Source organism: Lelliottia sp. 7254-16 (genome assembly GCF_002922995.1).
Lineage (GTDB): Bacteria > Pseudomonadota > Gammaproteobacteria > Enterobacterales > Enterobacteriaceae > Enterobacter > Enterobacter jeotgali.
Genome location: NZ_PQVS01000005.1, coordinates 216773 through 239439, shown reverse-complemented (window position 1 = coordinate 239439; position 22667 = coordinate 216773). Strand labels below are relative to the sequence as shown.

Annotated in this window: 22 protein-coding genes; 15 read left to right on the top strand and 7 right to left on the bottom strand. The window is 55.6% G+C overall.

What is annotated here, in order from left to right; translation table 11 throughout:
* Positions 1-11 precede the first annotated feature (11 nt).
* Both deoB and deoD read left to right on the top strand, forming a co-directional pair.
* Positions 12-1235: a phosphopentomutase gene (deoB, locus tag C3708_RS09945; RefSeq protein WP_095280674.1), complete on the top strand. Its 1224-nt coding sequence runs from the start codon at positions 12-14 to the stop codon at positions 1233-1235.
* A gap of 98 nt (positions 1236-1333) precedes the next feature.
* On the top strand, positions 1334-2056 hold the full coding sequence (gene deoD, locus C3708_RS09940) for a purine-nucleoside phosphorylase (RefSeq protein ID WP_095280675.1): 723 nt from the start codon (positions 1334-1336) through the stop codon (positions 2054-2056).
* 112 nt (positions 2057-2168) lie between these two features.
* On the opposite strand, the gene lplA is transcribed toward deoD, so the two are convergent.
* Together lplA and C3708_RS09930 are read right to left on the bottom strand one after the other, a co-directional pair.
* Entirely contained in the window at positions 2169-3185 is a 1017-nt protein-coding gene (gene lplA, locus C3708_RS09935; protein ID WP_103949174.1) for a lipoate--protein ligase LplA, read from the bottom strand.
* 39 nt (positions 3186-3224) lie between these two features.
* Positions 3225-3869: a YtjB family periplasmic protein gene (locus tag C3708_RS09930; protein WP_103947144.1), complete on the bottom strand. Its 645-nt coding sequence runs from the start codon at positions 3867-3869 to the stop codon at positions 3225-3227.
* Positions 3870-3986: 117 nt separating this feature from the next.
* Here C3708_RS09930 and serB point away from each other — a divergent pair, with 117 nt between their 5' ends.
* From serB to nadR, 3 genes are all read left to right on the top strand, one after another.
* A complete protein-coding gene (serB, locus tag C3708_RS09925) occupies positions 3987-4955 on the top strand; it encodes a phosphoserine phosphatase (RefSeq protein WP_103949173.1) in 969 nt (322 codons plus the stop codon).
* Between the two features lie 13 nt (positions 4956-4968).
* Complete coding sequence (gene radA / locus C3708_RS09920; RefSeq protein WP_095280677.1) at positions 4969-6351, top strand: DNA repair protein RadA; 1383 nt, start codon at positions 4969-4971, stop codon at positions 6349-6351.
* Positions 6352-6417: 66 nt separating this feature from the next.
* Entirely contained in the window at positions 6418-7650 is a 1233-nt protein-coding gene (gene nadR / locus C3708_RS09915) for a multifunctional transcriptional regulator/nicotinamide-nucleotide adenylyltransferase/ribosylnicotinamide kinase NadR (RefSeq protein ID WP_095280678.1), read from the top strand.
* A gap of 61 nt (positions 7651-7711) precedes the next feature.
* Here nadR and C3708_RS09910 read toward each other — a convergent pair whose 3' ends face one another.
* Complete coding sequence (locus tag C3708_RS09910; RefSeq protein WP_103949172.1) at positions 7712-8713, bottom strand: zinc-binding alcohol dehydrogenase family protein; 1002 nt, start codon at positions 8711-8713, stop codon at positions 7712-7714.
* A gap of 106 nt (positions 8714-8819) precedes the next feature.
* Between C3708_RS09910 and C3708_RS09905 the strand changes: the two genes are divergently transcribed.
* Complete coding sequence (locus C3708_RS09905; protein WP_103949171.1) at positions 8820-9719, top strand: LysR family transcriptional regulator; 900 nt, start codon at positions 8820-8822, stop codon at positions 9717-9719.
* Positions 9720-9819: 100 nt separating this feature from the next.
* Here the strand turns inward: C3708_RS09905 and ettA are convergent, their stop codons facing one another.
* On the bottom strand, positions 9820-11487 hold the full coding sequence (ettA, locus tag C3708_RS09900; protein ID WP_103949170.1) for an energy-dependent translational throttle protein EttA: 1668 nt from the start codon (positions 11485-11487) through the stop codon (positions 9820-9822).
* A gap of 226 nt (positions 11488-11713) precedes the next feature.
* Here ettA and sltY point away from each other — a divergent pair, with 226 nt between their 5' ends.
* Both sltY and trpR read left to right on the top strand, forming a co-directional pair.
* Positions 11714-13651, top strand: a complete 1938-nt coding sequence (gene sltY, locus C3708_RS09890; RefSeq protein WP_095280682.1) for a murein transglycosylase — start codon at positions 11714-11716, stop codon at positions 13649-13651.
* Between the two features lie 171 nt (positions 13652-13822).
* A complete protein-coding gene (gene trpR, locus C3708_RS09880; protein WP_103947139.1) occupies positions 13823-14149 on the top strand; it encodes a trp operon repressor in 327 nt (108 codons plus the stop codon).
* A 131-nt stretch (positions 14150-14280) separates the two neighbouring features.
* On the opposite strand, the gene yjjX is transcribed toward trpR, so the two are convergent.
* The gene (gene yjjX, locus C3708_RS09875) at positions 14281-14796 is read right to left on the bottom strand and encodes an inosine/xanthosine triphosphatase (RefSeq protein ID WP_103949169.1); all 516 of its coding nucleotides are present in this window, start codon (positions 14794-14796) and stop codon (positions 14281-14283) included.
* A gap of 49 nt (positions 14797-14845) precedes the next feature.
* Between yjjX and gpmB the strand changes: the two genes are divergently transcribed.
* On the top strand, positions 14846-15493 hold the full coding sequence (gpmB, locus tag C3708_RS09870; RefSeq protein WP_103949168.1) for a 2,3-diphosphoglycerate-dependent phosphoglycerate mutase GpmB: 648 nt from the start codon (positions 14846-14848) through the stop codon (positions 15491-15493).
* On the opposite strand, the gene robA is transcribed toward gpmB, so the two are convergent.
* Entirely contained in the window at positions 15490-16359 is an 870-nt protein-coding gene (robA, locus tag C3708_RS09865) for an MDR efflux pump AcrAB transcriptional activator RobA (protein WP_095280687.1), read from the bottom strand. The genes gpmB and robA overlap by 4 nt on opposite strands.
* Before the next feature lie 211 nt (positions 16360-16570).
* Here robA and creA point away from each other — a divergent pair, with 211 nt between their 5' ends.
* Genes creA through creD form a run of 4 tightly spaced genes read left to right on the top strand, consistent with a single transcriptional unit; the run spans position 16571 to position 20580 of the window.
* On the top strand, positions 16571-17041 hold the full coding sequence (gene creA, locus C3708_RS09860; RefSeq protein ID WP_095280688.1) for a protein CreA: 471 nt from the start codon (positions 16571-16573) through the stop codon (positions 17039-17041).
* Between the two features lie 14 nt (positions 17042-17055).
* Positions 17056-17745, top strand: a complete 690-nt coding sequence (gene creB / locus C3708_RS09855) for a two-component system response regulator CreB (protein ID WP_103947136.1) — start codon at positions 17056-17058, stop codon at positions 17743-17745.
* Positions 17745-19169, top strand: a complete 1425-nt coding sequence (gene creC / locus C3708_RS09850) for a two-component system sensor histidine kinase CreC (RefSeq protein ID WP_103949167.1) — start codon at positions 17745-17747, stop codon at positions 19167-19169. The genes creB and creC overlap by 1 nt, the downstream gene beginning before the upstream one ends.
* 58 nt (positions 19170-19227) lie before the next feature.
* Positions 19228-20580 carry a cell envelope integrity protein CreD gene (gene creD / locus C3708_RS09845; RefSeq protein WP_103947134.1) on the top strand — a complete coding sequence of 451 codons (1353 nt, stop codon included), beginning with the start codon at positions 19228-19230 and terminating at the stop codon, positions 20578-20580.
* A 45-nt stretch (positions 20581-20625) separates the two neighbouring features.
* Here creD and arcA read toward each other — a convergent pair whose 3' ends face one another.
* The gene (gene arcA / locus C3708_RS09840) at positions 20626-21342 is read right to left on the bottom strand and encodes a two-component system response regulator ArcA (protein WP_006174002.1); all 717 of its coding nucleotides are present in this window, start codon (positions 21340-21342) and stop codon (positions 20626-20628) included.
* Positions 21343-21437: 95 nt separating this feature from the next.
* Here arcA and yjjY point away from each other — a divergent pair, with 95 nt between their 5' ends.
* On the top strand, positions 21438-21578 hold the full coding sequence (gene yjjY, locus C3708_RS09835; protein WP_001303782.1) for a protein YjjY: 141 nt from the start codon (positions 21438-21440) through the stop codon (positions 21576-21578).
* 399 nt (positions 21579-21977) lie between these two features.
* Positions 21978-22664 carry a tRNA/rRNA methyltransferase gene (locus tag C3708_RS09830; RefSeq protein ID WP_095280692.1) on the top strand — a complete coding sequence of 229 codons (687 nt, stop codon included), beginning with the start codon at positions 21978-21980 and terminating at the stop codon, positions 22662-22664.
* Positions 22665-22667 lie beyond the last annotated feature (3 nt).

Below are 22667 nucleotides of genomic sequence, written 5' to 3'. Positions count from 1 at the left end.
ACGGAGAACATATGAAACGTGCATTTATTATGGTGCTGGACTCATTCGGCATCGGCGCTACAGAAGATGCTGACCGCTTTGGTGATGTCGGTTCCGACACTATGGGCCATATCGCAGAAGCCTGTGCCAAAGGCGAAGCGAACATTGGCCGTCAGGGCCCACTGAACCTGCCAAACCTGACCCGTCTGGGCCTGGTGAAAGCGCATGAAGGTTCGACAGGTAAAGTCGCTGCCGGTATGGACGGCAACGCAGAAGTGATCGGCGCATACGCCTGGGCGCACGAGCTCTCTTCCGGTAAAGACACCCCGTCGGGTCACTGGGAAATCGCCGGTGTGCCGGTTCTGTTCGACTGGGGCTACTTCTCCGATCACGAAAACAGCTTCCCGCAGAAGCTGCTGGATAAGCTGGTTGAGCGCGGCAATCTGCCGGGTTACCTCGGTAACTGTCACTCTTCCGGTACCGTGATTCTGGACCAGCTCGGCGAAGAGCACATGAAAACCGGCAAACCGATTTTCTATACCTCCGCTGACTCCGTGTTCCAGATTGCCTGCCACGAAGAAACATTCGGTCTGGACCGTCTTTACGAGCTGTGCGAAATCGCTCGTGAAGAGCTGACCGAAGGCGGCTACAACATTGGCCGCGTCATCGCTCGTCCGTTTATCGGCGACAAACCGGGCAACTTCCAGCGTACCGGCAACCGTCACGATCTGGCCGTTGAACCGCCAGCGCCGACCGTGCTGCAGAAACTGGTTGATGAGAAAGCGGGCGAAGTGGTTTCCGTCGGTAAAATCGCGGATATCTACGCTAACTGCGGCATCACCAAAAAAGTGAAAGCCACCGGTCTGGACGCGCTGTTTGACGCGACCATCAAAGAGATGAAAGAAGCGGGTGACAAGACCATTGTCTTCACTAACTTCGTGGACTTCGACTCCTCCTGGGGCCACCGTCGCGACGTCGCCGGTTATGCTGCCGGTCTGGAACTGTTCGACCGCCGTCTGCCGGAGCTGCTGGAGCTGGTTGGGGAAGATGACATCATCATCCTGACCGCTGACCACGGCTGCGACCCAACCTGGACCGGTACCGACCACACCCGTGAGCACATTCCTGTGCTGGTGTACGGCCCGAAAGTGAAACCAGGATCGCTCGGCCACCGCGAAACCTTCGCGGATATCGGCCAGACCATTGCGAGCTACTTCGGTACCTCTCCAATGGACTACGGCAAAAACATGCTTTAAACCTGTTGCCCGGCGGCATTGCGCTTGCCGGGTCTACTGAATCGTAGGCCGGGTAAGCGAAGCGCCACCCGGCAAAAAAACTTATAAGGGAACTGAAGATGGCTACCCCACACATTAATGCAGAAATGGGCGATTTCGCGGACGTAGTTTTGATGCCGGGCGACCCGCTGCGCGCGAAGCACATTGCTGAAACCTTCCTCGAAGACGTGCGTGAAGTGAACAACGTGCGCGGCATGCTGGGCTTCACCGGTACCTATAAAGGCCGCAAAATCTCCGTAATGGGTCACGGTATGGGTATCCCGTCCTGCTCCATCTACACCAAAGAGCTGATCACCGATTTCGGCGTGAAGAAAATCATCCGCGTGGGCTCTTGCGGTGCCGTGCGTATGGACGTGAAACTGCGTGACGTAGTCATCGGCATGGGTGCTTGTACCGATTCCAAAGTGAACCGTATGCGTTTCAAAGATCACGACTTCGCAGCGATTGCTGACTTCGGCATGGTGCGTAACGCGGTTGATGCAGCGAAAGCGCTGGGCGTTGACGCGCGCGTCGGTAACATCTTCTCTGCTGACCTGTTCTACTCTCCGGACGGCGGCGAAATGTTCGACGTGATGGAAAAATACGGCATCCTGGGCGTGGAAATGGAAGCGGCAGGTATCTACGGCGTCGCGGCTGAGTTCGGTGCGAAAGCGCTGACCATCTGCACCGTGTCTGACCACATCCGTACTCACGAGCAGACCACTGCCGCTGAGCGTCAGACCACCTTCAACGACATGATCAAAATCGCGCTGGAATCTGTTCTGCTGGGCGATAAAGAGTAATTCCTCCCCCTCACCCTAACCCTCTCCCTCAGGGAGAGGGAACTGGCTAGTGCGGTTTTCTCCCTCTCCCTGTGGGAGAGGGCGGGGGTGAGGGCACCAGACCGCACTCATATCACCGCACCGCTTTCGCCACCCACGCCGACAATTCCCGCAATTCCTTCTCCTGCTCCGGGAAATCCGCTACCAGTGCGTCACACGCCTGCTGCAAACACTCCGCGCGATACAAACACCCTTGCAAGCGGGCCGCCAGTGCTTCCAGCGGGGCCGGATTCAGGCTGTCGGTAAACACCTGTGCGCGTGTGATAACGCCGCGCTCGACGTCGAAGTGAAGCTCCACGCCGCCCCAGGTAAAGCGCTCATCCAGCAGATGGGAGAATGCCGGTGCCTGACCAAAGTTCCACTCCCAACTGCTCTGGCGCGCAAAGGTCTCGGCAAAATTTGGCAGGTCCGGGGTTTTATCGGGGGAAATCACTTCCGCCTCGACGCGCTCGCCATAATGGTCGAAGAACGCCTCGCGGATCGCCGTGCAAATCTGCTCGTGAGTCACGCCGGGCAGCAGTTCAACCAAATTTGCCACACGGCCTCGCACCGAGGTAATCCCTTTGGCCTGAAGCTTTTTCTTATCAGGATTAAGGTAGTTCGCCAGACGGCTTAAATCGGCGTTGAGCAACAAGGTGCCGTGGTGGAAACCGCGATCTTTGGTTTCGCGATAGGCCGAGCCGGAGACTTTACGGTCGCCTTCGGGGGTTTTGACCACCAGATCGTTACGCCCGGACGCTTCCGCCGTCACGCCGAGGGAGTTCAACGCGTTGAGCACAATCGCGGTGGAGATGGTTTTATCGTACTCCGGTTTCCCGGCCATAAAGGTAAAGCAGGTATTACCAAGGTCGTGGAACACCGCGCCGCCACCGCTGCTGCGACGGGCCAGACGCACGTTGTCCTCTTCCATGCGCCGCGTGTTGCACTCTTTCCACGGGTTCTGCGCGCGGCCAATGACCACCGTATCGGCGTTACGCCAGAGGAACAGGACGCGCTGCGTGGCGGGCATCTGGCGGAAGATGCACTCTTCCACCGCGAGGTTGAACCAGGGATCGTAAGAGTCAGAGATAAGCAGGCGGAGCGTCGTCATGGCAGATTTCCTTTTCCGAATCGTACGCCCATTTTACCACTATTCTTTCTTCTCGCTCTCTTCCTCTTCCGGCACCGATTTGCTGGCCGTCAGCAGGAATGGCGACTGCTGCCAGCGCGTGCGTTTGCCCTGCAACAGCGTGCGCGTTAACACCACGCCAATCGCCAGCGAAAGGAGTAACATCAGGCGCAGAATGTTGGTGGTGTTATCCACCTGTTTGGCTTCGGTCGGCAGGGTATGGGTGTCGAGCGTGAGGCGCAGATAACCGAGCGGGCCATTTTTGCCCTGAATCGGCTCGACGATCTGCTGATTGAAATAGCCGCCGGCTTTTTTGCCGTCCAGCGCCAGTCGGTCGCGGACGTCGACGTGCTCACCGGCGCGGGCAATTAAATCGCCCTGTTCATCGTACACGCCCGCATCCAGAATGCGGCTGTTTTCAGTAATCTGGCGCAGTATCTGCGCGATACGTTTATCGTCTGGCGTCTCGGTGCGCATCGCGGGCGCAACGCTCAGCGTGACTTGACGCGCAAGCGTGCGTGCCAGCTCTTCGAGCTGTGGATTACGTTGCCGTTGATGATTCTGGCTAAACCAGGACGCCCCTTGCATCAGCGCCACCAGAAGCGCGAGGCAGGACAGGACAATCACTGCACGATGAAGCCGGAATTTCAGTTTTGCGCGAGCCATATTCCACCTGCTGAAAATTTACGGCTTAATGTTGCCAGAAGTGATGGTTACAGGGTAGCCTCATGCGTTATTTTCCCCCTGGAACCTTCCGGCGCGAACCAATTTACAGGAGCTTCAATGCCGAACATTACCTGGTGCGACCTGACCGATGACGTCTCTTTATGGCCAGGATTGCCGCTCTCATTAAGTGGCGACGAGGTTATGCCTCTGGACTACCATGCAGGGCGTAGCGGCTGGCTGCTGTATGGCCGTGGCCTGGATAAGCAACGCCTGACCCAATACCAAACCAAGCTCGGTGCGGCGATGGTCATCGTGGCGGCCTGGTGCGTGGACGATTATCAGGTGCTGCGTCTGGCCGGTTCACTGACGCCGCGCGCCACTCGTCTGGCGCATGACGCCGGGCTGGATGTGGCGCCGCTGGGGAAAATCCCACATCTGAAAACCCCTGGGCTGCTGGTGATGGACATGGATTCGACCGCCATCCAGATCGAGTGCATCGATGAACTCGCTAAACTGGCCGGCAGCGGTGAGATGGTGGCGGAAGTGACCGAACGCGCGATGCGCGGTGAACTCGATTTTGCCGCCAGCCTGAAGCAGCGCGTCGCCACCCTGAAAGGGGCCGATGCCAATATTCTGCGCCAGGTGCGCGACACGCTGCCGCTGATGCCGGGCCTCACCCAACTGGTGCTGAAGCTCGAAACCCTCGGCTGGAAAGTGGCGATTGCCTCCGGCGGGTTCACCTTCTTCGCAGACTACCTGCGCGACAAACTGCATCTGACGACCGTAGTGGCGAACGAGCTGGAGATCCGCGACGGCAAGCTGACCGGGGAAGTGATCGGCGATATCGTGGATGCGCAGTACAAAGCCAACACGCTCACGCGTCTGGCGGAAAAATATGAAATCCCGGTGACGCAGACGGTCGCCATCGGCGATGGCGCGAACGATCTGCCGATGATCAAAGTGGCAGGTCTGGGCATCGCCTATCATGCCAAGCCAAAAGTGAACGAAAAGACAGAAGTCACCATCCGTCATGCTGATCTGATGGGCGTGTTCTGCATCCTGTCCGGCAGTGTGAATCAGAAATAATTAGAGGTAAACCGTGGCGAAAGCTCCAAAACGCGCATTTGTCTGTAATGAATGTGGTGCGGATTATCCGCGCTGGCAGGGGCAGTGCAGCGCCTGTCATGCCTGGAACACCATCACCGAAGTGCGCGTGGCCGCTTCGCCAACCGTGGCCCGCAATGAGCGTCTGACGGGCTATGCAGGCAACGCGGGCGTCTCGAAAGTGCAAAAACTATCTGAGATCAGCCTCGATGAAGTCCCGCGCTTCTCCACCGGATTTAAAGAGTTCGACCGCGTATTAGGCGGCGGAGTGGTGCCGGGCAGTGCGATCCTGATCGGCGGTAATCCAGGGGCGGGTAAATCGACGCTGCTGCTGCAAACTCTGTGTAAGCTCTCTGAGCAGATGAAAACCCTGTATGTCACCGGTGAAGAATCCCTGCAACAGGTGGCAATGCGCGCACACCGTCTCGGCCTGCCGACTGGCAATCTCAACATGCTGTCGGAAACCAGCATTGAACAGATTTGCATGATTGCCGATGAAGAGCAGCCGAAGCTGATGGTCATCGACTCCATCCAGGTGATGCACATGGCGGACATTCAGTCCTCGCCGGGCAGCGTGGCCCAGGTGCGCGAAACCGCGGCTTATCTGACGCGCTTCGCCAAAACGCGCGGCGTGGCGATCGTGATGGTTGGTCACGTCACCAAAGACGGCTCGCTGGCCGGTCCGAAAGTGCTGGAGCACTGCATCGACTGCTCGGTGATGCTCGACGGCGACGCTGATTCCCGCTTCCGCACCCTGCGCAGCCACAAAAACCGTTTTGGTGCCGTGAATGAGTTGGGCGTTTTCGCCATGACCGAACAGGGGCTGCGTGAAGTCAGTAACCCGTCGGCGATTTTCCTCAGCCGTGGCGAAGAAGAGACGCCGGGCAGTTCGGTAATGGTGCTCTGGGAAGGGACTCGCCCGCTGCTGGTCGAGATTCAGGCGCTGGTGGATCAGTCGATGATGGGCAATCCGCGTCGTGTCGCGGTCGGGCTTGAGCAAAACCGTTTAGCGATTCTGCTGGCGGTACTGCACCGCCACGGCGGCCTGCAAATGGCGGATCAGGACGTGTTCGTCAACGTGGTTGGCGGCGTGAAAGTGACCGAAACCAGCGCCGATCTGGCGCTGCTCCTGGCGATGGTTTCCAGCCTGCGCAACCGCCCATTGCCACAGGACCTGGTGGTCTTCGGCGAAGTCGGGCTGGCGGGGGAAATTCGCCCGGTCCCGAGCGGTCAGGAACGTATTTCCGAAGCGGCAAAACACGGTTTCCGCCGTGCGATTGTCCCGATTGCCAACGTGCCGAAAAAAGTGCCGGAAGGGATGAAGATTTTCCCGGTGAAGAAACTGTCTGATGCGTTAAGCGTCTTTGACGACTTATAATATTTAAGTTCGTATCTTATTGGCGGGGGCGTCTTGCTGACCCGCCTCACTTAGCAGGAGGCTCTTGTGTCAACATTTGACTATCTTAAAACCGCAATCCGCCAGAAGGGCTGCACCTTGCAGCAGGTGGCGGAAGCCAGCGGGATGACCAAGGGCTATTTAAGCCAGCTTCTGAATGCCAAAATCAAAAGCCCGAGCGCGCAAAAGCTGGAAGCGTTGCACCGCTTTCTGGGCCTCGAATTTCCGCGCATGCAAAAGAACATCGGCGTGGTGTTCGGCAAGTTCTATCCGCTGCACACCGGGCATATCTATCTGATTCAGCGCGCCTGTAGCCAGGTCGATGAGCTGCATATCATCATGGGTTACGACGACACGCGTGACCGTGCGCTGTTCGAAGACAGCGCCATGTCCCAGCAGCCGACCGTCTCAGACCGCCTGCGTTGGCTGCTCCAGACCTTTAAATACCAAAAAAATATTCGCATTCATGCCTTTAACGAAGAGGGCATGGAGCCGTATCCACACGGTTGGGATGTGTGGAGTAACGGCATCAAAGCCTTTATGGAAGAGAAGGGTATCGCCCCTAACTGGATCTACACCTCTGAAGAGTCCGATGCGCCGCAGTTCCGCGAGCACCTTGGCACCGAAACGGTGCTGATCGACCCGAAACGTACCTTTATGAACATCAGCGGCGGGCAGATCCGCGAAAATCCGTTCCGCTACTGGGATTACATCCCGACTGAAGTAAAACCGTTCTTTGTGCGCACCGTGGCGATTCTGGGCGGTGAATCAAGCGGTAAATCCACGCTGGTCAACAAGCTGGCAAACATCTTCAACACCAGCAGTGCGTGGGAATACGGACGCGATTATGTCTTCTCGCATCTGGGCGGCGATGAGATGGCGCTCCAGTATTCCGACTACGACAAAATCGCGCTCGGCCACGCTCAGTACATTGATTTCGCGGTGAAATACGCCAACAAGGTCGCGTTTGTCGATACGGATTTTGTCACCACCCAGGCGTTCTGTAAAAAGTACGAAGGGCGTGAGCACCCGTTCGTTCAGGCGCTGATTGACGAGTACCGTTTTGATCTGGTGATCCTGCTGGAAAACAACACGCCGTGGGTCGCCGACGGGATGCGCAGCCTCGGCAGCTCCGTTGATCGTAAAGAGTTCCAGACCATGCTGGTGGATATGCTGCGCGAGAATAACGTGGAGTTTGTTCACGTCGAAGAGTCGGACTACGATGGCCGCTTCCTGCGCTGTGTGGAGCTGGTGAAGGAGTTGATGGGGGAGCGGGAGTAAAGACTGCTCCGATCGATCCCCTCTCCCTTTGGGAGAGGGTTAGGGTGAGGGGGCAATGACCTCAGAACGCCACCACCACTTTTCCGCGCATATGCCCGTCCAGCACTTTCCGGTGTGCCTCGGTGATGCTCTCCATGCTTAAGCCGTGCAGGGTTTCGCTCAGCGAACTTTCCACCACGCCAGCATCAACCAGCTTCGCCACCTCATTCAGGATCTCGCCCTGACGCGCCATGTCTGCGGTCTGGTACATGCTGCGGGTGTACATAAACTCCCAGTGCAGCGCGGCAGATTTTGACTTCAGCTTACTCTGATCCAGCGGACGGTCGTTCTCCACGATGGTGCAAATATGCCCCTGCGGCGCAATCAGTTCGCAGACTGCGTCCCAGTGTCCGTCGGTGTCATTGAGGATGAAAATGTAGTCGACGAATTTGATGTCGTGCTTCGCCAGCTCACCCTTCAGGTCACGATAATTCACCACCAGATCGGCGCCGCGATCCCGGCACCATTGGGCTGAGTCCTCGCGAGAGGCGGTGGCGATCACCTTGATCTGGCTGTTGTGCTTAGCAAAGGGGACCGCCAGCGATCCGACGCCACCCGCACCGCCGATGATCAGCAGCGTTTTGTCCGATCCGGCGTCCTGAATATTCAGGCGTTCAAACAGTCCTTCCCATGCCGTCAACGCGGTTAAAGGCAGTGCCGCCGCGGCGGCCCAGTCGAGGCTTTGCGGTTTGTGGCCGACGATGCGCGCGTCAATCAACTGGTGGGTGGTGTTGCTGCCCGGACGGGTGATGTCACCGGCGTACCACACTTCGTCACCGGCTTGGAACTGCGTGACACCCGCACCGACCGCTTTCACAATGCCGCTCGCGTCCCAGCCCAGAATGCGCGGTGCTTGCAGGCCGTTTTTACTCAGGCCCGCATGGACTTTGGTATCGACCGGGTTCACGGAAACGGCTTTCACTTCGACCAGCAGATCGTGCTCGCCGGGTTGCGGCATCGGCTGGGTAATTTCAATAAAAACAGACGGCTGGTCTGGATTAACGGCGATAGCTTTAACGGACATGGTGAACTCCTCATGGAATACGTGTGTTGAGGCTAGTCTATTAAGTCACCACTTGCGTGATAAGATGGACAATCAATAACAAAGTGTTCGCATGAGATGAACAATTATGTTTAAGCAGCTTCAGGATATGGCCCTGTTTGCGCTGGTGGCGGAGATGGGCAGTTTTACCGCGGCGGCGCAAAAAGCGGGGCTGCCGAAATCGAGCGTCAGCCAGCGCGTTAGTCAGCTTGAGCAGCAGGTAGGCATCCGGCTGCTGAACCGCACCACCCGCAAACTCAATTTAACTTTTGCGGGCGAGCACTATCTGGTGCATTGCCGCGAGATGCTGGCGGCCAGCGAGCGGGCGGAATACGCCATTCAGCGCCTGCGCGATAATCCCGGTGGACGGCTGCGCGTCACTTCCCCGGCGGGAATTGGCGCGACGCTGCTGGCGCATCTGAATGCGGAATTTCAGCGCCGATACCCGGACGTTTCTCTCGATGTCTGTATTTCCGATGATGTGCAGGATCTGGTGCAGTCGGGCTATGACGTGGCGCTGCGCACCGGTAAACCGCAGGATTCTTCTCTGATTGGCCGCAAGATTGGTAACTGCCCGCGCTACATGCTGGCCTCACCCGAGTATCTGGCACGTTTTGCCCCGCTGGAGCATCCGCGCCAGTTGGTCGAACACCGGTGTATTACGCACAAGGCCTGGCCGGAGTGGCTTTTACGCCATAACGACGAGGATTATCGTCATCTGCCGAACAATGCCCACGTGACGGATAACCTGGTCTACGCCCGCGAAAGTGCCATCGCACGCGCGGGAATCACGCTACTGCCCGCATTTTTGCTGGAAGATAAAATCGAGAAGGGCGCGCTGGTGCAGGTTTTGCCGGAATGGAGCGTGGAAGGAAACGAGCTGTGGCTGGTCTATCCGAGCAGGAAACTGAATTCACCTGCGCTGATGAGCTATATCCAGTTTGCGATGCAGTTTGATGAGGTGAAGCGGTTTTACGTTGGGGTGTGATTGCCGGGGGAATAGTGCGGCCTGGTGCCCTTACCCCGGCCCTCTCCCACGGGAGAGGGAGAAAACATAAAAAACGGCAACCGAAGTTGCCGTTTTGCTTTTATTTCGAAATACGCTTGTACTTGATACGTTTTGGCTCCAGCGCATCCGCGCCGAGGGTACGTTTCTTGTACTCTTCGTATTCGGTGAAGTTACCTTCGAAGAACTCCACTTTACCCTCGTCCTGGTAATCCAGAATGTGGGTCGCGATACGGTCAAGGAACCAACGGTCGTGCGAGATAACCATTGCACAGCCTGGGAACTCCAGCATGGCGTTTTCCAGCGCGCGCAGGGTTTCGATGTCCAGGTCGTTGGTTGGTTCATCGAGCAGCAGCACGTTACCGCCAACCTGCAGCAGTTTCGCCAGATGCAAACGACCGCGCTCACCACCGGACAGCTCGCCGACGCGTTTACCCTGATCAACACCTTTGAAGTTGAAGCGGCCAACGTAGGCACGGCTTGGCATCTCGGTGTTGCCGATACGCATAATATCCTGCCCGCCGGAGACTTCTTCCCACACGGTTTTGCTGTTATCCATCGCGTCACGGAACTGGTCAACGGAGGCCAGTTTCACGGTATCGCCCAGCGTAATGGTGCCGCTGTCAGGTTGTTCCTGACCGGACATCATGCGGAACAGCGTCGATTTACCCGCGCCGTTAGGACCGATGATCCCGACAATCGCCCCTTTCGGCACGGAGAAGTTCAGGTCGTCGATCAGCACACGGTCGCCGTAGGACTTACGCAGATTGCTCACTTCAACGACTTTATCGCCCAGACGTGCTCCAGGTGGAATAAACAGTTCGTTGGTTTCGTTACGTTTCTGGTATTCGGAATTGTTCAGCTCTTCAAAGCGTGCCAGACGGGCTTTGCCCTTAGACTGACGGCCTTTCGCGCCCTGACGAACCCACTCAAGCTCTTTCTCAATCGATTTACGACGAGCGGCTTCCTGAGAGGCTTCCTGCGCCAGACGCTGATCTTTCTGCTCCAGCCAGGAGGAGTAGTTGCCTTCCCACGGAATACCTTCACCACGGTCCAGCTCCAGGATCCAGCCCGCCACATTATCGAGGAAGTAACGGTCGTGGGTAATCGCCACAACGGTCCCTTCGAAGTCGTGCAGGAAGCGTTCCAGCCAGGCGACGGATTCGGCATCCAGGTGGTTCGTCGGTTCGTCGAGCAGCAGCATGTCTGGCTTTTCCAGCAACAGACGGCACAGCGCGACGCGGCGGCGTTCACCACCGGACAGTTTTTCAATTTTCGCGTCCCAGTCTGGCAGGCGCAGGGCATCGGCCGCACGCTCCAGCTGGACGTTCAGGTTGTGACCGTCGTGCGCCTGGATAATTTCTTCGAATTTACCCTGTTGCGCCGCCAGTTTGTCGAAGTCAGCATCCGGTTCAGCGTACTTCGCGTACACCTCATCCAGACCTTTCAGCGCGTTAACGACTTCGGCAACGGCTTCTTCGACGGATTCGCGAACGGTGTGTTCCGGGTTTAGCTTCGGTTCCTGCGGCAGATAGCCGATTTTAAGGCCCGGCTGTGGACGAGCTTCACCTTCGATGTCTGTATCGATGCCCGCCATGATGCGCAGCAGGGTGGACTTACCGGCACCGTTGAGACCCAGGACACCGATTTTTGCGCCCGGGAAGAAGCTCAGCGAGATATTTTTCAGAATATGGCGTTTCGGCGGAACGACTTTGCCGACACGATGCATGGTATAAACGAATTGAGCCACGTGGACTTCGCCTCTTTTATCGTGAAGAAAATAGAATTCAGCTGCGAAGTGTAGCCTTTTTCAGTGCCTAATCCCAGACACGAACGTCGGGAGTGTTAAAGCACGCAAGAAAGGTAAAAAAGTGTCCATGACGTGGCGCGTTGCCTTATGCCTGGTTAGCATAGATCCATTACATTTTTACGTGGCACGACGCTGCAACTGTATTTAACACATTGAGGAAGAGCTTGTGGAAAAAGCCAAACAGGTGGTCTGGCGTCTGCTGGCTGCCAGCGTATGCGTGATGACGATAAGCCACGCAGCGCATGCCGATTCACTGGATGAACAGCGTAACCGCTATGCGCAGATCAAGCAGGCGTGGGACAGCAAGCAGATGGATACCGTGCAGGCACTGATGCCGACGCTGAAAGAATATCCGCTGTACCCTTATCTGGAATACCGTCAGATTACCGACGATCTCATGAACCAGCCGACGCTCACCGTCGCCAATTTTATCCAGGCCAACCCGACGTTGCCGCCTGCTCGAACTCTACAGTCACGCTTTGTGAACGAACTGGCGCGACGTGAAGACTGGCGCGGCCTGCTGGCGTTCAGTCCGCAAAAACCAGGTACCACCGAAGCGCAGTGTAATTTCTATTACGCCAAATGGGCGACAGGCCAGCAGCAGGAGGCCTGGGACGGTGCGAAAGAGCTGTGGCTCACCGGCAAAAATCAGCCTAACGCCTGTGATTCCCTGTTCGGGGCCTGGCGTGCATCGGGCCAGCAAGACCCGCTGGCGTACCTCGAACGTATTCGCCTGGCGATGAAAGCGGGTAATACGCGCCTCGTGACTACGCTCGCAGGGCAAATGCCTTCCGATTATCAGACCATTTCCACGGCGGTTATTCAGCTTGCCAACGATCCGAATTCTGTTCTGACTTTTGCTCGCTCAACGGGCGCGACCGATTTCACTCGTCAGATGGCGGCGGTGGCCTTTACCAGCGTGGCGCGTGACGACGTTGAAAATGCGCGGCTGATGATTCCGCAACTGGTTCAGGCGCAGCAGCTTAACGATGATCAAACTCAGGATTTGCGCGATATCGTCGCATGGCGTTTGATGGGCACCGATGTGACCGACGAACAGGCGCGCTGGCGTGACGACGCGATCATGCGCTCAAATTCGACCTCGCTTGTCGAACGTCGGGTGCGCATGGCGCTGGGCGCTGGCGATCGCCGTGGTCTCAATACCTGGCTTTCCCGCTTGCCGATGGATGCCAAAGAAAAAGATGAATGGCGCTACTGGCAGGCCGATTTGCTGATGGAGCGCGGGCGTGATGACGAAGCGAAAGAGATCCTCCATTCTCTGATGCAGCAGCGTGGCTTCTACCCGATGGCGGCGGCGCAGCGTCTGGGCGAGGAGTACACGCTCAAAATCGACAAAGCTCCGACCAACCTCAACTCAGCTCTGGTTCAGGGGGCAGAAATGGCGCGCGTACGCGAGCTGATGTACTGGGGAATGGACAACACGGCGCGCAGCGAGTGGGCCAATCTGGTGACCAGCCGCACTACCGATGAAAAAGCGCAGCTGGCGCGTTATGCCTTTGATAATCGCTGGTGGGATCTGAGCGTTCAAGCAACGATCGCCGGTAAATTGTGGGATCATCTGGAAGAGCGTTTCCCGCTGGCCTATAAAGATCTGTTCGATCGCTACACCAGCGGAAAAGACATTCCGCAGAGCTATGCGATGGCAATTGCTCGTCAGGAAAGTGCATGGAACCCTAAAGTGCGCTCACCGGTGGGGGCCAGCGGCCTGATGCAAATCATGCCGGGCACCGCCACGCATACGGTGAAGATGTTTAATATTCCAGGCTACAGCAGCCCGTCACAGCTGTTGGACCCGGATACCAACATCAATATCGGCACCAGCTATTTGCAGTATGTCTATTCCCAGTTCGGCAATAACCGCATCTTCTCGTCTGCGGCCTACAACGCAGGGCCTGGACGCGTGCGTACCTGGCTTGGCAACAGCGCCGGGCGCATCGACGCTGTGGCGTTTGTCGAGAGCATTCCGTTCTCTGAAACACGCGGTTATGTGAAGAATGTGCTGGCGTATGACGCTTACTATCGCTACTTCATGGGGCAGAAAGATACCCTGATGAGCGACGCTGAGTGGCAGAGAAAGTATTAATTACGTACACAAAATCATTCAAGTTGCATCGCGGCGGCAAGCCTGTGAATCCCCGGGAGCTTACATTAGTAAGTGACCGGGGTGAGCAGGCGCAGCCAACAAAGATGCAGATGGAATGATGAAGTGTATGTTATGCTTGTACTCGTCTAAGAGTACAAACGGCGGCATAACATGACCCAGCATTCCCCTTATTCATCGGCAATGGCCGAACAGCGCAATCTGGAGTGGCTTCGTTTTGTGGAGCTGCTTCGCCAGTCCTACGAGCAAGATCTGCACTTACCGCTGATGCAATTGATGCTGACACCCGACGAGCGTGAAGCGTTGGGCACGCGTGTGCGTATCATCGAAGAGTTGCTGCGTGGTGAGATGAGCCAGCGTGAGCTGAAAAGTGAGCTGGGCGCAGGCATTGCGACGATTACCCGTGGTTCGAACAGTCTGAAATCGGCCCCGGTGGAATTGCGCCACTGGCTTGAGGACGTGCTGCTGAAAAATGCCTGATGGCGCTGCGCTTATCAGGCCTACGGTTCTTGGATTGGATTTTGTAGGCCGGGTAAGGCGAAGCCGCCACCCGGCAATGGCGTGGCCGGTTGCCTGATGGTGCTGCGCTTATCAGGCCTACAACGGCGGAATCAGTCGTACACCGCGTTATGAAACGGGCTTAATGCCAACACTACCGCCTGATGATATACGCTCGAACGCGTCAAAGCTCCGGCGGTAAATACGCCAATAGCCCCTTCTTTGCGGCCAATTTCATCAATGCCGGTGTACTGAGACATCACCGGCCCGAGCGCTTCTCCAGCACGCACTTTATCCAGAATGATGGCCGGTAAAGGCAGCGTCGCTGAGCGCGATTCCCCACGCTGTTCGCGGCTTTCGATAACCACCCAGCTAAAGGTGGCACCCTCGTCAATCCCTGCTTCAATAGCCACCCAAAAATCTGCCTCAGGGCGTGCGGCCTTCGCATTCACGACGCGATTTCGTGCGCCAGCGCGCGTTTCCTCGCTCCCAAACGGCTGTTCAGGAACACCGCTCTCGACGCCGACGGCGTCAATATGGCAGGATCCTTCGCCGAAGATCTCTTCAAATGCCCTTAGAATTGCCTGAATTTTGGCAGGATTAGTGGTAGCAGAGACAACCTGGTGCATAATTAAGCTCGATTCAAAAAAAACTCATCGCATTATAACGGAAAAAAACATGTTACAGGTTTACCTTGTTCGCCACGGTGAAACGCAGTGGAACGCCGAGCGACGTATTCAAGGCCAGTCCGACAGCCCTCTCACCGCGAAGGGTGAGCAACAAGCGTGGCAGGTAGCGGAACGTGCCAGAACGTTAGGCATCACGCACATTATCTCCAGCGACCTGGGTCGCACGCAGCAAACGGCGCGCATTATCGCCGAGGCCTGCGGGTGCGACATTATCCTCGATCCTCGCCTGCGCGAACTGGATATGGGCGTGCTGGAAAAACGTCATGTGGATACACTGACAGAACAGGAAGAGGGCTGGCGCCGCACGCTGGTCAACGGTACGGAAGATGGCCGTATTCCTGAAGGCGAATCCATGCAGGAACTGAGCGTGCGCGTTCAGGCGGCGCTGGCGAATTGCCTCAAATTGCCGGCCGGCAGCCGCCCGCTGCTTGTTAGCCACGGTATTGCGCTGGGTTGTCTGGTGAGCACTATTCTCGGATTACCGGCCTATGCGGAACGCCGTTTGCGTCTGCGCAACTGCTCTATTTCCCGCATCGATTATCAGGAAAGCCCGTGGCTGGCGTCCGGTTGGGTGGTGGAAATGGCAGGGGACATATCGCATCTGGATGCCCCTGCGCTGGATGAGCTGCAGCGCTAGCGGCGCACAGGAATCAAGTATTCCATCCGCAGATTAATTGGGCCTACTTCCGGTTTTGCATCGCTGGCCGGATAGTAGCGCTCAATGTCCTGACCTTTGCGGCGGTTCAGATTCAGCATCGGCATACAGGTTCCGTAAACGGTCAGGATGAATTCCTGCACGCCAGTGCCCAGCCCTTCATAGTTGAACATGACGTATTCGCCGCCTTCCAGCACCACCGGTTTCGAGCCCTGAATATAGCCGTTGGCCATCTCTGGCGTGAGCGCGGTGGTATAAAACACTTCCTGCTCGTCGTCTTTTTCCTGGCTTGGGTGCGTCTCGTTCAAACCATATAGCAGCGGCGGAAGCGCCGGGGCGTGGCTGAGGAAATCGCGCCAGAACTGGGTTCGCATCTGATGGCGGAATTCAGAAATCTGTTCCAGTGAACACGTATAGCTTTGCGTGGTGCCGATCAGGTGCGTTTCTGGCAGGTCGAGGAATTCGTATTTTGGCATCGCGAATTCGCCCAGACGCAGCGGTGGACGCATACCGAATGAGCTCCAGTCGGGAGAACGGCGATAGAGCGCAGGTGTCAGCGAGAACTGTTTTTTGAAGGCGCGGGTGAACGTCTGCTGAGAATCAAAACGGTATTGCAGGGCAATATCCAGAATCGGGCGCGCGGTCAGGCGCAGTGCCACAGCCGATTTTGACAGGCGACGAGCGCGAATATAGGCACCGATGGCATGACCGGTGACATCCTTGAACATCCTTTGCAAATGCCACTTGGAATAGCCTGCTTTTGCCGCCACATTATCCAGTGACAAAGGCTGGTCAAGATGACCTTCCAGCCAGGTAAGCAGATCGCGAATAATTCCAGCCTGATCCATATACTATCCTCATCCTTAAAACAGCAGGTGCCTGATAACAGGGTAGCGGATAATAGCATTTTTTGATGTTTTAGCATTCAGTGTTTTTTTTGCGCATAAATGCTTTTTGCCGCACATTATGGGCATCAAATTGCTAATCCTGTGATCTTGCTACATTTTTATTCTGTTTGTTGAATAATTGCCCAACGTAATTTTAAAGAATGGTAACAATATGAAATACAAGACATTGATCTTCACTGCTCTGATGCTGTTGGTTGGCCGGACGGCGTTTGCTGAACAAGTTGGCTCCGTCGATACCGTGTTTAAGATGTTTGGCCCGGACCATAAAATTGTGGTCGAAGCCTTTGACGATCCGGATGTGAAAAACGTGACCTGCTATATCAGCCGCGCGAAAACGGGTGGGATTAAAGGTGGATTGGGGCTGGCAGAAGATACGGCCGATGCGGCGATTTCCTGCCAGCAGGTCGGGCCGGTTGAATTGAGCGACAAAATCAAAAACGGCAAGGCGCAGGGCGATGTGGTGTTCCAGAAACGGACATCGCTGGTGTTCAAAAAACTGCAGGTCGTGCGTTTTTATGATGCGAAACGCAACACCTTAGCGTACCTCGCCTACTCCGATAAAGTGGTCGAAGGATCGCCGAAAAACGCACTCAGCGCAGTGCCGATTATGCCGTGGCGCTAATTCAGGGACAGACAATGCAGCAACCGTTGATTTGGCTGGTGGAAGACGAAATCAGTATCGCTGAGACGCTGATCTATATGCTGTCGCAGGAAGGGTTTGCGGTGAAAGCCTTCGAGCGCGGGCTGCCTGCGCTCGAAGAGGCGCGTCGTCAGACCCCGGCGCTGGCGATCCTTGATGTCGGTTTGCCTGATATCAGCGGGTTTGAGTTGTGCCGCCAACTGCTGACGCAACATCCCTCGCTGCCGGTACTGTTTCTCACGGCCCGCAGCGATGAAGTGGATAAGCTGTTGGGCCTGGAAATGGGAGCGGATGATTATGTTGCTAAGCCGTTTTCACCCCGCGAAGTCTGCGCCCGCGTACGGACCATTTTGCGGCGGATGCAGAAATCCACGCTGCCTTCAGCAATCGTGCGCATTGGACATTTTGAACTCAATGAGCCAGCGGCGCAGATCAACTGGTGCGGCGAGCCGCTCATTCTGACGCGCTACGAATTTTTGTTGCTCAAAACCCTGTTGCACGCACCGGGCCGCGTTTTCTCGCGCCAGCAGTTGATGGACAAAGTCTGGGGCGAGGACGGCGACAGCTTTGACCGAACCGTCGATACCCATATCAAAACCCTGCGCGCCAAACTGCGCGCGGTAAATGCGGATCTTTCGCCGATCAGCACCCATCGCGGTTTGGGCTACAGCCTGGGGCTGGTGTAATGCGCATCGGAATGCGTCTGCTGCTGGGTTATTTTCTGATTGTGGCCATCGCTGCGTGGTTCGTGCTGTCGATCTTTGTGCAGGAGGTCAAACCCGGCGTGCGCCGGGCCACCGAAGGGACGCTTATCGATACAGCCACCTTGTTGGCGGAAGTGGGACGCGACGATCTCCTCACCGGTGCTGCGCAAAACGGTCGGCTGGCGCAGGCTTTTTCGCAACTGCATCAGCGCCCGTTCCGTGCCAACATTGGAGGTATTCACAAGGTTCGCAACGAATATCATGTTTACATGACTGACGCGCAGGGCCGCGTTGTTTTTGATTCGACCGGGAAAGGTCTGGGCGAAGATTACTCGCGCTGGAACGATGTCTGGCTGACTCTTCGCGGGCAGTACGGCGCGCGCAGCACCCAGGACGATCCCAGCGATCCAGAAAGTACCGTGATGTACGTGGCGGCCCCGATTGTTGATCAGGGAAAAATAATTGGCGTCCTGTCGGTAGGAAAACCGAATAGCGCGATGGCCCCGGTCATCCACCGTAGCGAACGACGCATTCTCTGGGCGGGGGGAGCGTTGCTGGGTATTGCCCTGTTGATCGGGCTGGTTGTGGCCTGGTGGATTAACCGCTCAATCAGCTCTTTATCACGCTATGCCGATTCGGTGACCCAGGATACGCCGCTGCCGTTGCCCGATCCCGGCAGCAGCGAATTGCGCAAACTGGCACAGGCGCTGGAAAACATGCGTATTCGCCTTGAAGGCAAAAATTACATTGAGCACTACGTTCACGCCCTGACGCATGAGCTGAAAAGCCCGCTGGCGGCGATTCGCGGTGCGGCGGAGATCTTAGCCGAACAGCCGCCGCCGCAGGTGGCTGCGCGGTTTGTTGATAATATTCTGGTGCAGAATGCGCGGATGCAGTCACTGGTCGAAAAACTGCTTGAGCAGGCTAAGCTGGAAAACCGCGTGGAGATTATACCGACTCCCGTGAGTATTGATGCGCTGTTCACGCGCATCAGTGATGCCCGTTCTATGCAGCTGGCGGTGAAGAACATCACGCTGACAGGCAACGGCGCAGCGTTAACGGTTAATGGCGATGCGGATCTGCTGGAGCAGGCGCTCGGCAATTTGCTCGATAACGCCATCGATTTCACCCCCACACGCGGCAGCATTGTTCTCAGCGCTGAAGAGACGCAGAAACAGACCTTGTTAAAGGTGACGGACAACGGCAGCGGGATTCCTGATTACGCGCAATCACGCATCTTTGAGCGCTTTTATTCACTTCCCCGCGAGACGGGCCTGAAAAGCAGCGGCCTCGGGCTAGCGTTTGTGCAGGAGGTAGCGCGTTTGCATCATGGTGAAATCCAGCTTCAAAACCGCGAAGAGGGCGGTGTTGAAGCGATTCTGAGACTTCACCGTCCCTTCACATAGCTTCAAATTCAGCGCACATAGCCGCGTTACGCTCTCTCCATCAAATAAGGAGAAGGCAATGAAAAAATCCCCACTGTTCTGGAAAGTAAGCACCCTGATGGGGTGCATCCTGCTGCTGTTAGTTCCCCTGTTTATGGTGAGTAACCTGATTTCTGAGCGCGCTAGCTATCGCGATGACGTTGAGGATACGCTGCGTCAAAGCACCAGTGGTCCGCAGCAGCTCACCGGCCCGCTAATCGCCATTCCGGTCACGGAAATTTATTACAAGTTTGAAGATAACGTGAGGGTTGAGCATAAGCGCAGTTTCCTGCACTTTTTGCTGCCTGAATCGCTGGTGATTGACGGTAATCAACGGGTAGAGTCCCGAAGCATCGGGATCTACGACGGGCAAATCTGGAGCACCGATCTCAAACTGAAGGCGCAATTTAATACCGACAAGCTGGACGCGCTAAAAGGCGAAACGATCTCTCTGGGGCAGCCGTTTATCGCTGTCGGCGTGGGCGATGCGCGTGGGATTGGCGCAGTGAAGGTGTCTAACGTTAACGATGAAACGCTGACGGTCGAACCGGGTTCAGGTATTTCTGGGCAACAGGCGGGGGTCCACATTCCGCTGACGTGGGAGATGCTCAATGCGAAAAGTGTGGACCTTGAGATGTCGTTGAATCTCAACGGAACGGGAAGTTTCTCCGTCGTGCCAGTGGGGCGAAATAGTGAGTTAACCCTGCGCAGTAACTGGCCGCATCCGGGTTTTATGGGCGATTACTTGCCGTCTAAACGTGAAATCAGCGCGTCAGGCTTTGAAGCGCACTGGCAGAGCAGCTGGTTTGCCAACAATCTTGAAAGCCAGTTTAGCGCTATCGAACCGCCAGAGTTTCGTACCGTTCCCGCATTTAGCGTCACCGTGGCGACGCCAGCCGATCAGTATCAGCTAACTGACCGGGCGATTAAATATGCCATTTTGCTGATTGCTCTGACGTTTATGGCTTTCTTTGTCTACGAAACTATCACTCACCTTCGCCTGCACCCGATGCAGTATCTGCTGGTGGGGTTGTCACTGGTGCTCTTTTACCTGGTACTGCTGGCGCTCTCTGAGCACGTGGGCTTTACGGCTGCATGGATTATCGCAAGCCTGGTCGGGGCGATGATGAACGGTGTTTATCTTCATGCGGTGCTTAAGGGCTGGAAGCGCAGTGCGGTGTTTGTGGTGGCGTTGCTGGGGCTGGATGGCGTGATGTGGTGTTTACTGCGCTCTGAGGATAGTGCGTTGCTGCTGGGGTCCGGCGTGCTGGCGATAGCGCTGTTTGCGGTGATGTATCTGACGCGCCACTTTGACTGGTACTCGCTTTCACAGGTTAAGCAAAGTGTGCCGAAAGGGGAAGGGGACGACGATTCATTACGGATTTGGAAATAAAAAAACGGCGCGTAAAGCGCCGTTTTTACTGCGTGGCGTGCGGGATTACTCCTGCAGGTCGCCGCAGAAACGATAACCTTCGCCGTGGATAGTGGCGATGATTTCTGGCGTATCCGGCGTAGATTCGAAGTGTTTACGAATGCGACGGATCGTCACGTCAACAGTACGGTCGTGCGGCTTCAGCTCGCGACCGGTCATTTTCTTCAGCAGCTCTGCACGGGACTGAATTTTGCCCGGATTTTCGCAGAAGTGCAGCATGGCGCGGAATTCACTGCGCGGCAGCTTGTACTGTTCGCCGTTCGGGCTCACCAGCGAGCGGCTATTGATATCAAGTTCCCAGCCGTTGAATTTGTAGCTGTCGACGCTACGACGCTCTTCGCTCACCGTGCCCAGATTCATGGTACGGGACAGCAGATTGCGTGCACGAATGGTTAACTCGCGAGGATTAAACGGCTTGGTGATGTAATCATCAGCGCCGATTTCCAGGCCAAGAATTTTATCCACTTCGTTATCACGGCCTGTCAGGAACATTAATGCGACGTTCGCCTGTTCACGCAGTTCGCGTGCCAGAAGAAGGCCGTTTTTTCCTGGCAGATTGATGTCCATGATGACCAGATTGATATCATTTTCAGAAAGGATCTGATGCATCTCTGCGCCATCGGTCGCTTCAAAGACATCGTAGCCTTCTGCTTCGAAAATGCTCTTTAACGTGTTGCGTGTTACCAACTCGTCTTCAACGATAAGAATGTGCGGGGTCTGCATGTTTGCTACCTAAATTGCCAACTAAATCGAAACAGGAAGTACAAAAGTCCCTGACCTGCCTGATGCATGTCGCAAATTAACATGATCGGCCTAACGTGACTAAAGTACGTAATTGCGTTCTTGATGCACTTTCCATCAACGTCAACAACATCATTAGCTTGGTCGTGGGCACTTTCCCTCAGGACCCGACAGTGTCAAAAACGGCTGTCATCCTAACCATTTTAACAGCAACATAACAGGCTAAGTGACACCAGACACCCAATAAAACTACGCTTCGTTGACATATATCAAGTTCAATTGTAGCACGTTAACAGTTTGATGAAATCATCGTATCGGATTGCTAGCCTTTGTCACAAATTTTCAATAAACCAACTAGTTGCAGCTATTGATTAATAAACAACGCGAATCCAATTCGAAAAACCAATCATTACGAGTATTATCATTAATAAACATATGGATAACGACTGTCTGTTAACATTTGAATCAATAGTTCAGTCACGGAACAGTTTAGCGCTTTTAATTTGTGGTGAAACGCTATTTCGGTGATTTGTGTTGCAATTTTGTAAATTCGCGCTGCGTAATATGTTGAGCTGCATCACACTTTAGCGCGCTAACTGATTAAAAAGAGAGCATAAATGCACTTATCGATAGTGCTGGTATCGCCAGCAAGAGCAGAAAATATTGGCGCCGCTGCGCGCGCGATGAAGACGATGGGATTCACCGATTTGCGTATCGTGGCCAGTGAGGCGCACCTCGAACCCGCCACTCGCTGGGTGGCGCATGGATCGGGAGAAATTCTCGACAACATAACCACTTACGCGACGCTTGCCGACGCGCTGCACGATATTTCGTTCACCGTTGCGACCACGGCACGCAGCCGGGCGAAGTTCCATTACTACGCGACACCGACAGAACTGGTGCCTATTCTCGAAGAAAAAAGTACGTGGGCGACGAAGACCGCGCTGGTGTTTGGTCGTGAAGATTCGGGTCTGACCAATGAAGAGCTGGAGCTGGCAGACGTGCTAACGGGCGTACCGATGGTCGCGGATTACCCGTCGCTCAATTTGGGCCAGGCGGTGATGGTCTATTGCTATCAATTAGCATCCTTAATACAAATTCCCACACCTTCCGCAGACAGCGTAGATGAAAACCAGCTGCGCGCGTTACGTGAACGGACACAATCGCTTTTGGCACAGCTGGGCGTGGATGACGATCGGAAAATGGTCGACTGGCTACACCAGCGCCTCGGGCTGCTTGAACAGCGCGACACCGCAATGTTGCACCGATTGCTGCATGATATTGAAAAAAAATTGGCAGAATAAAAA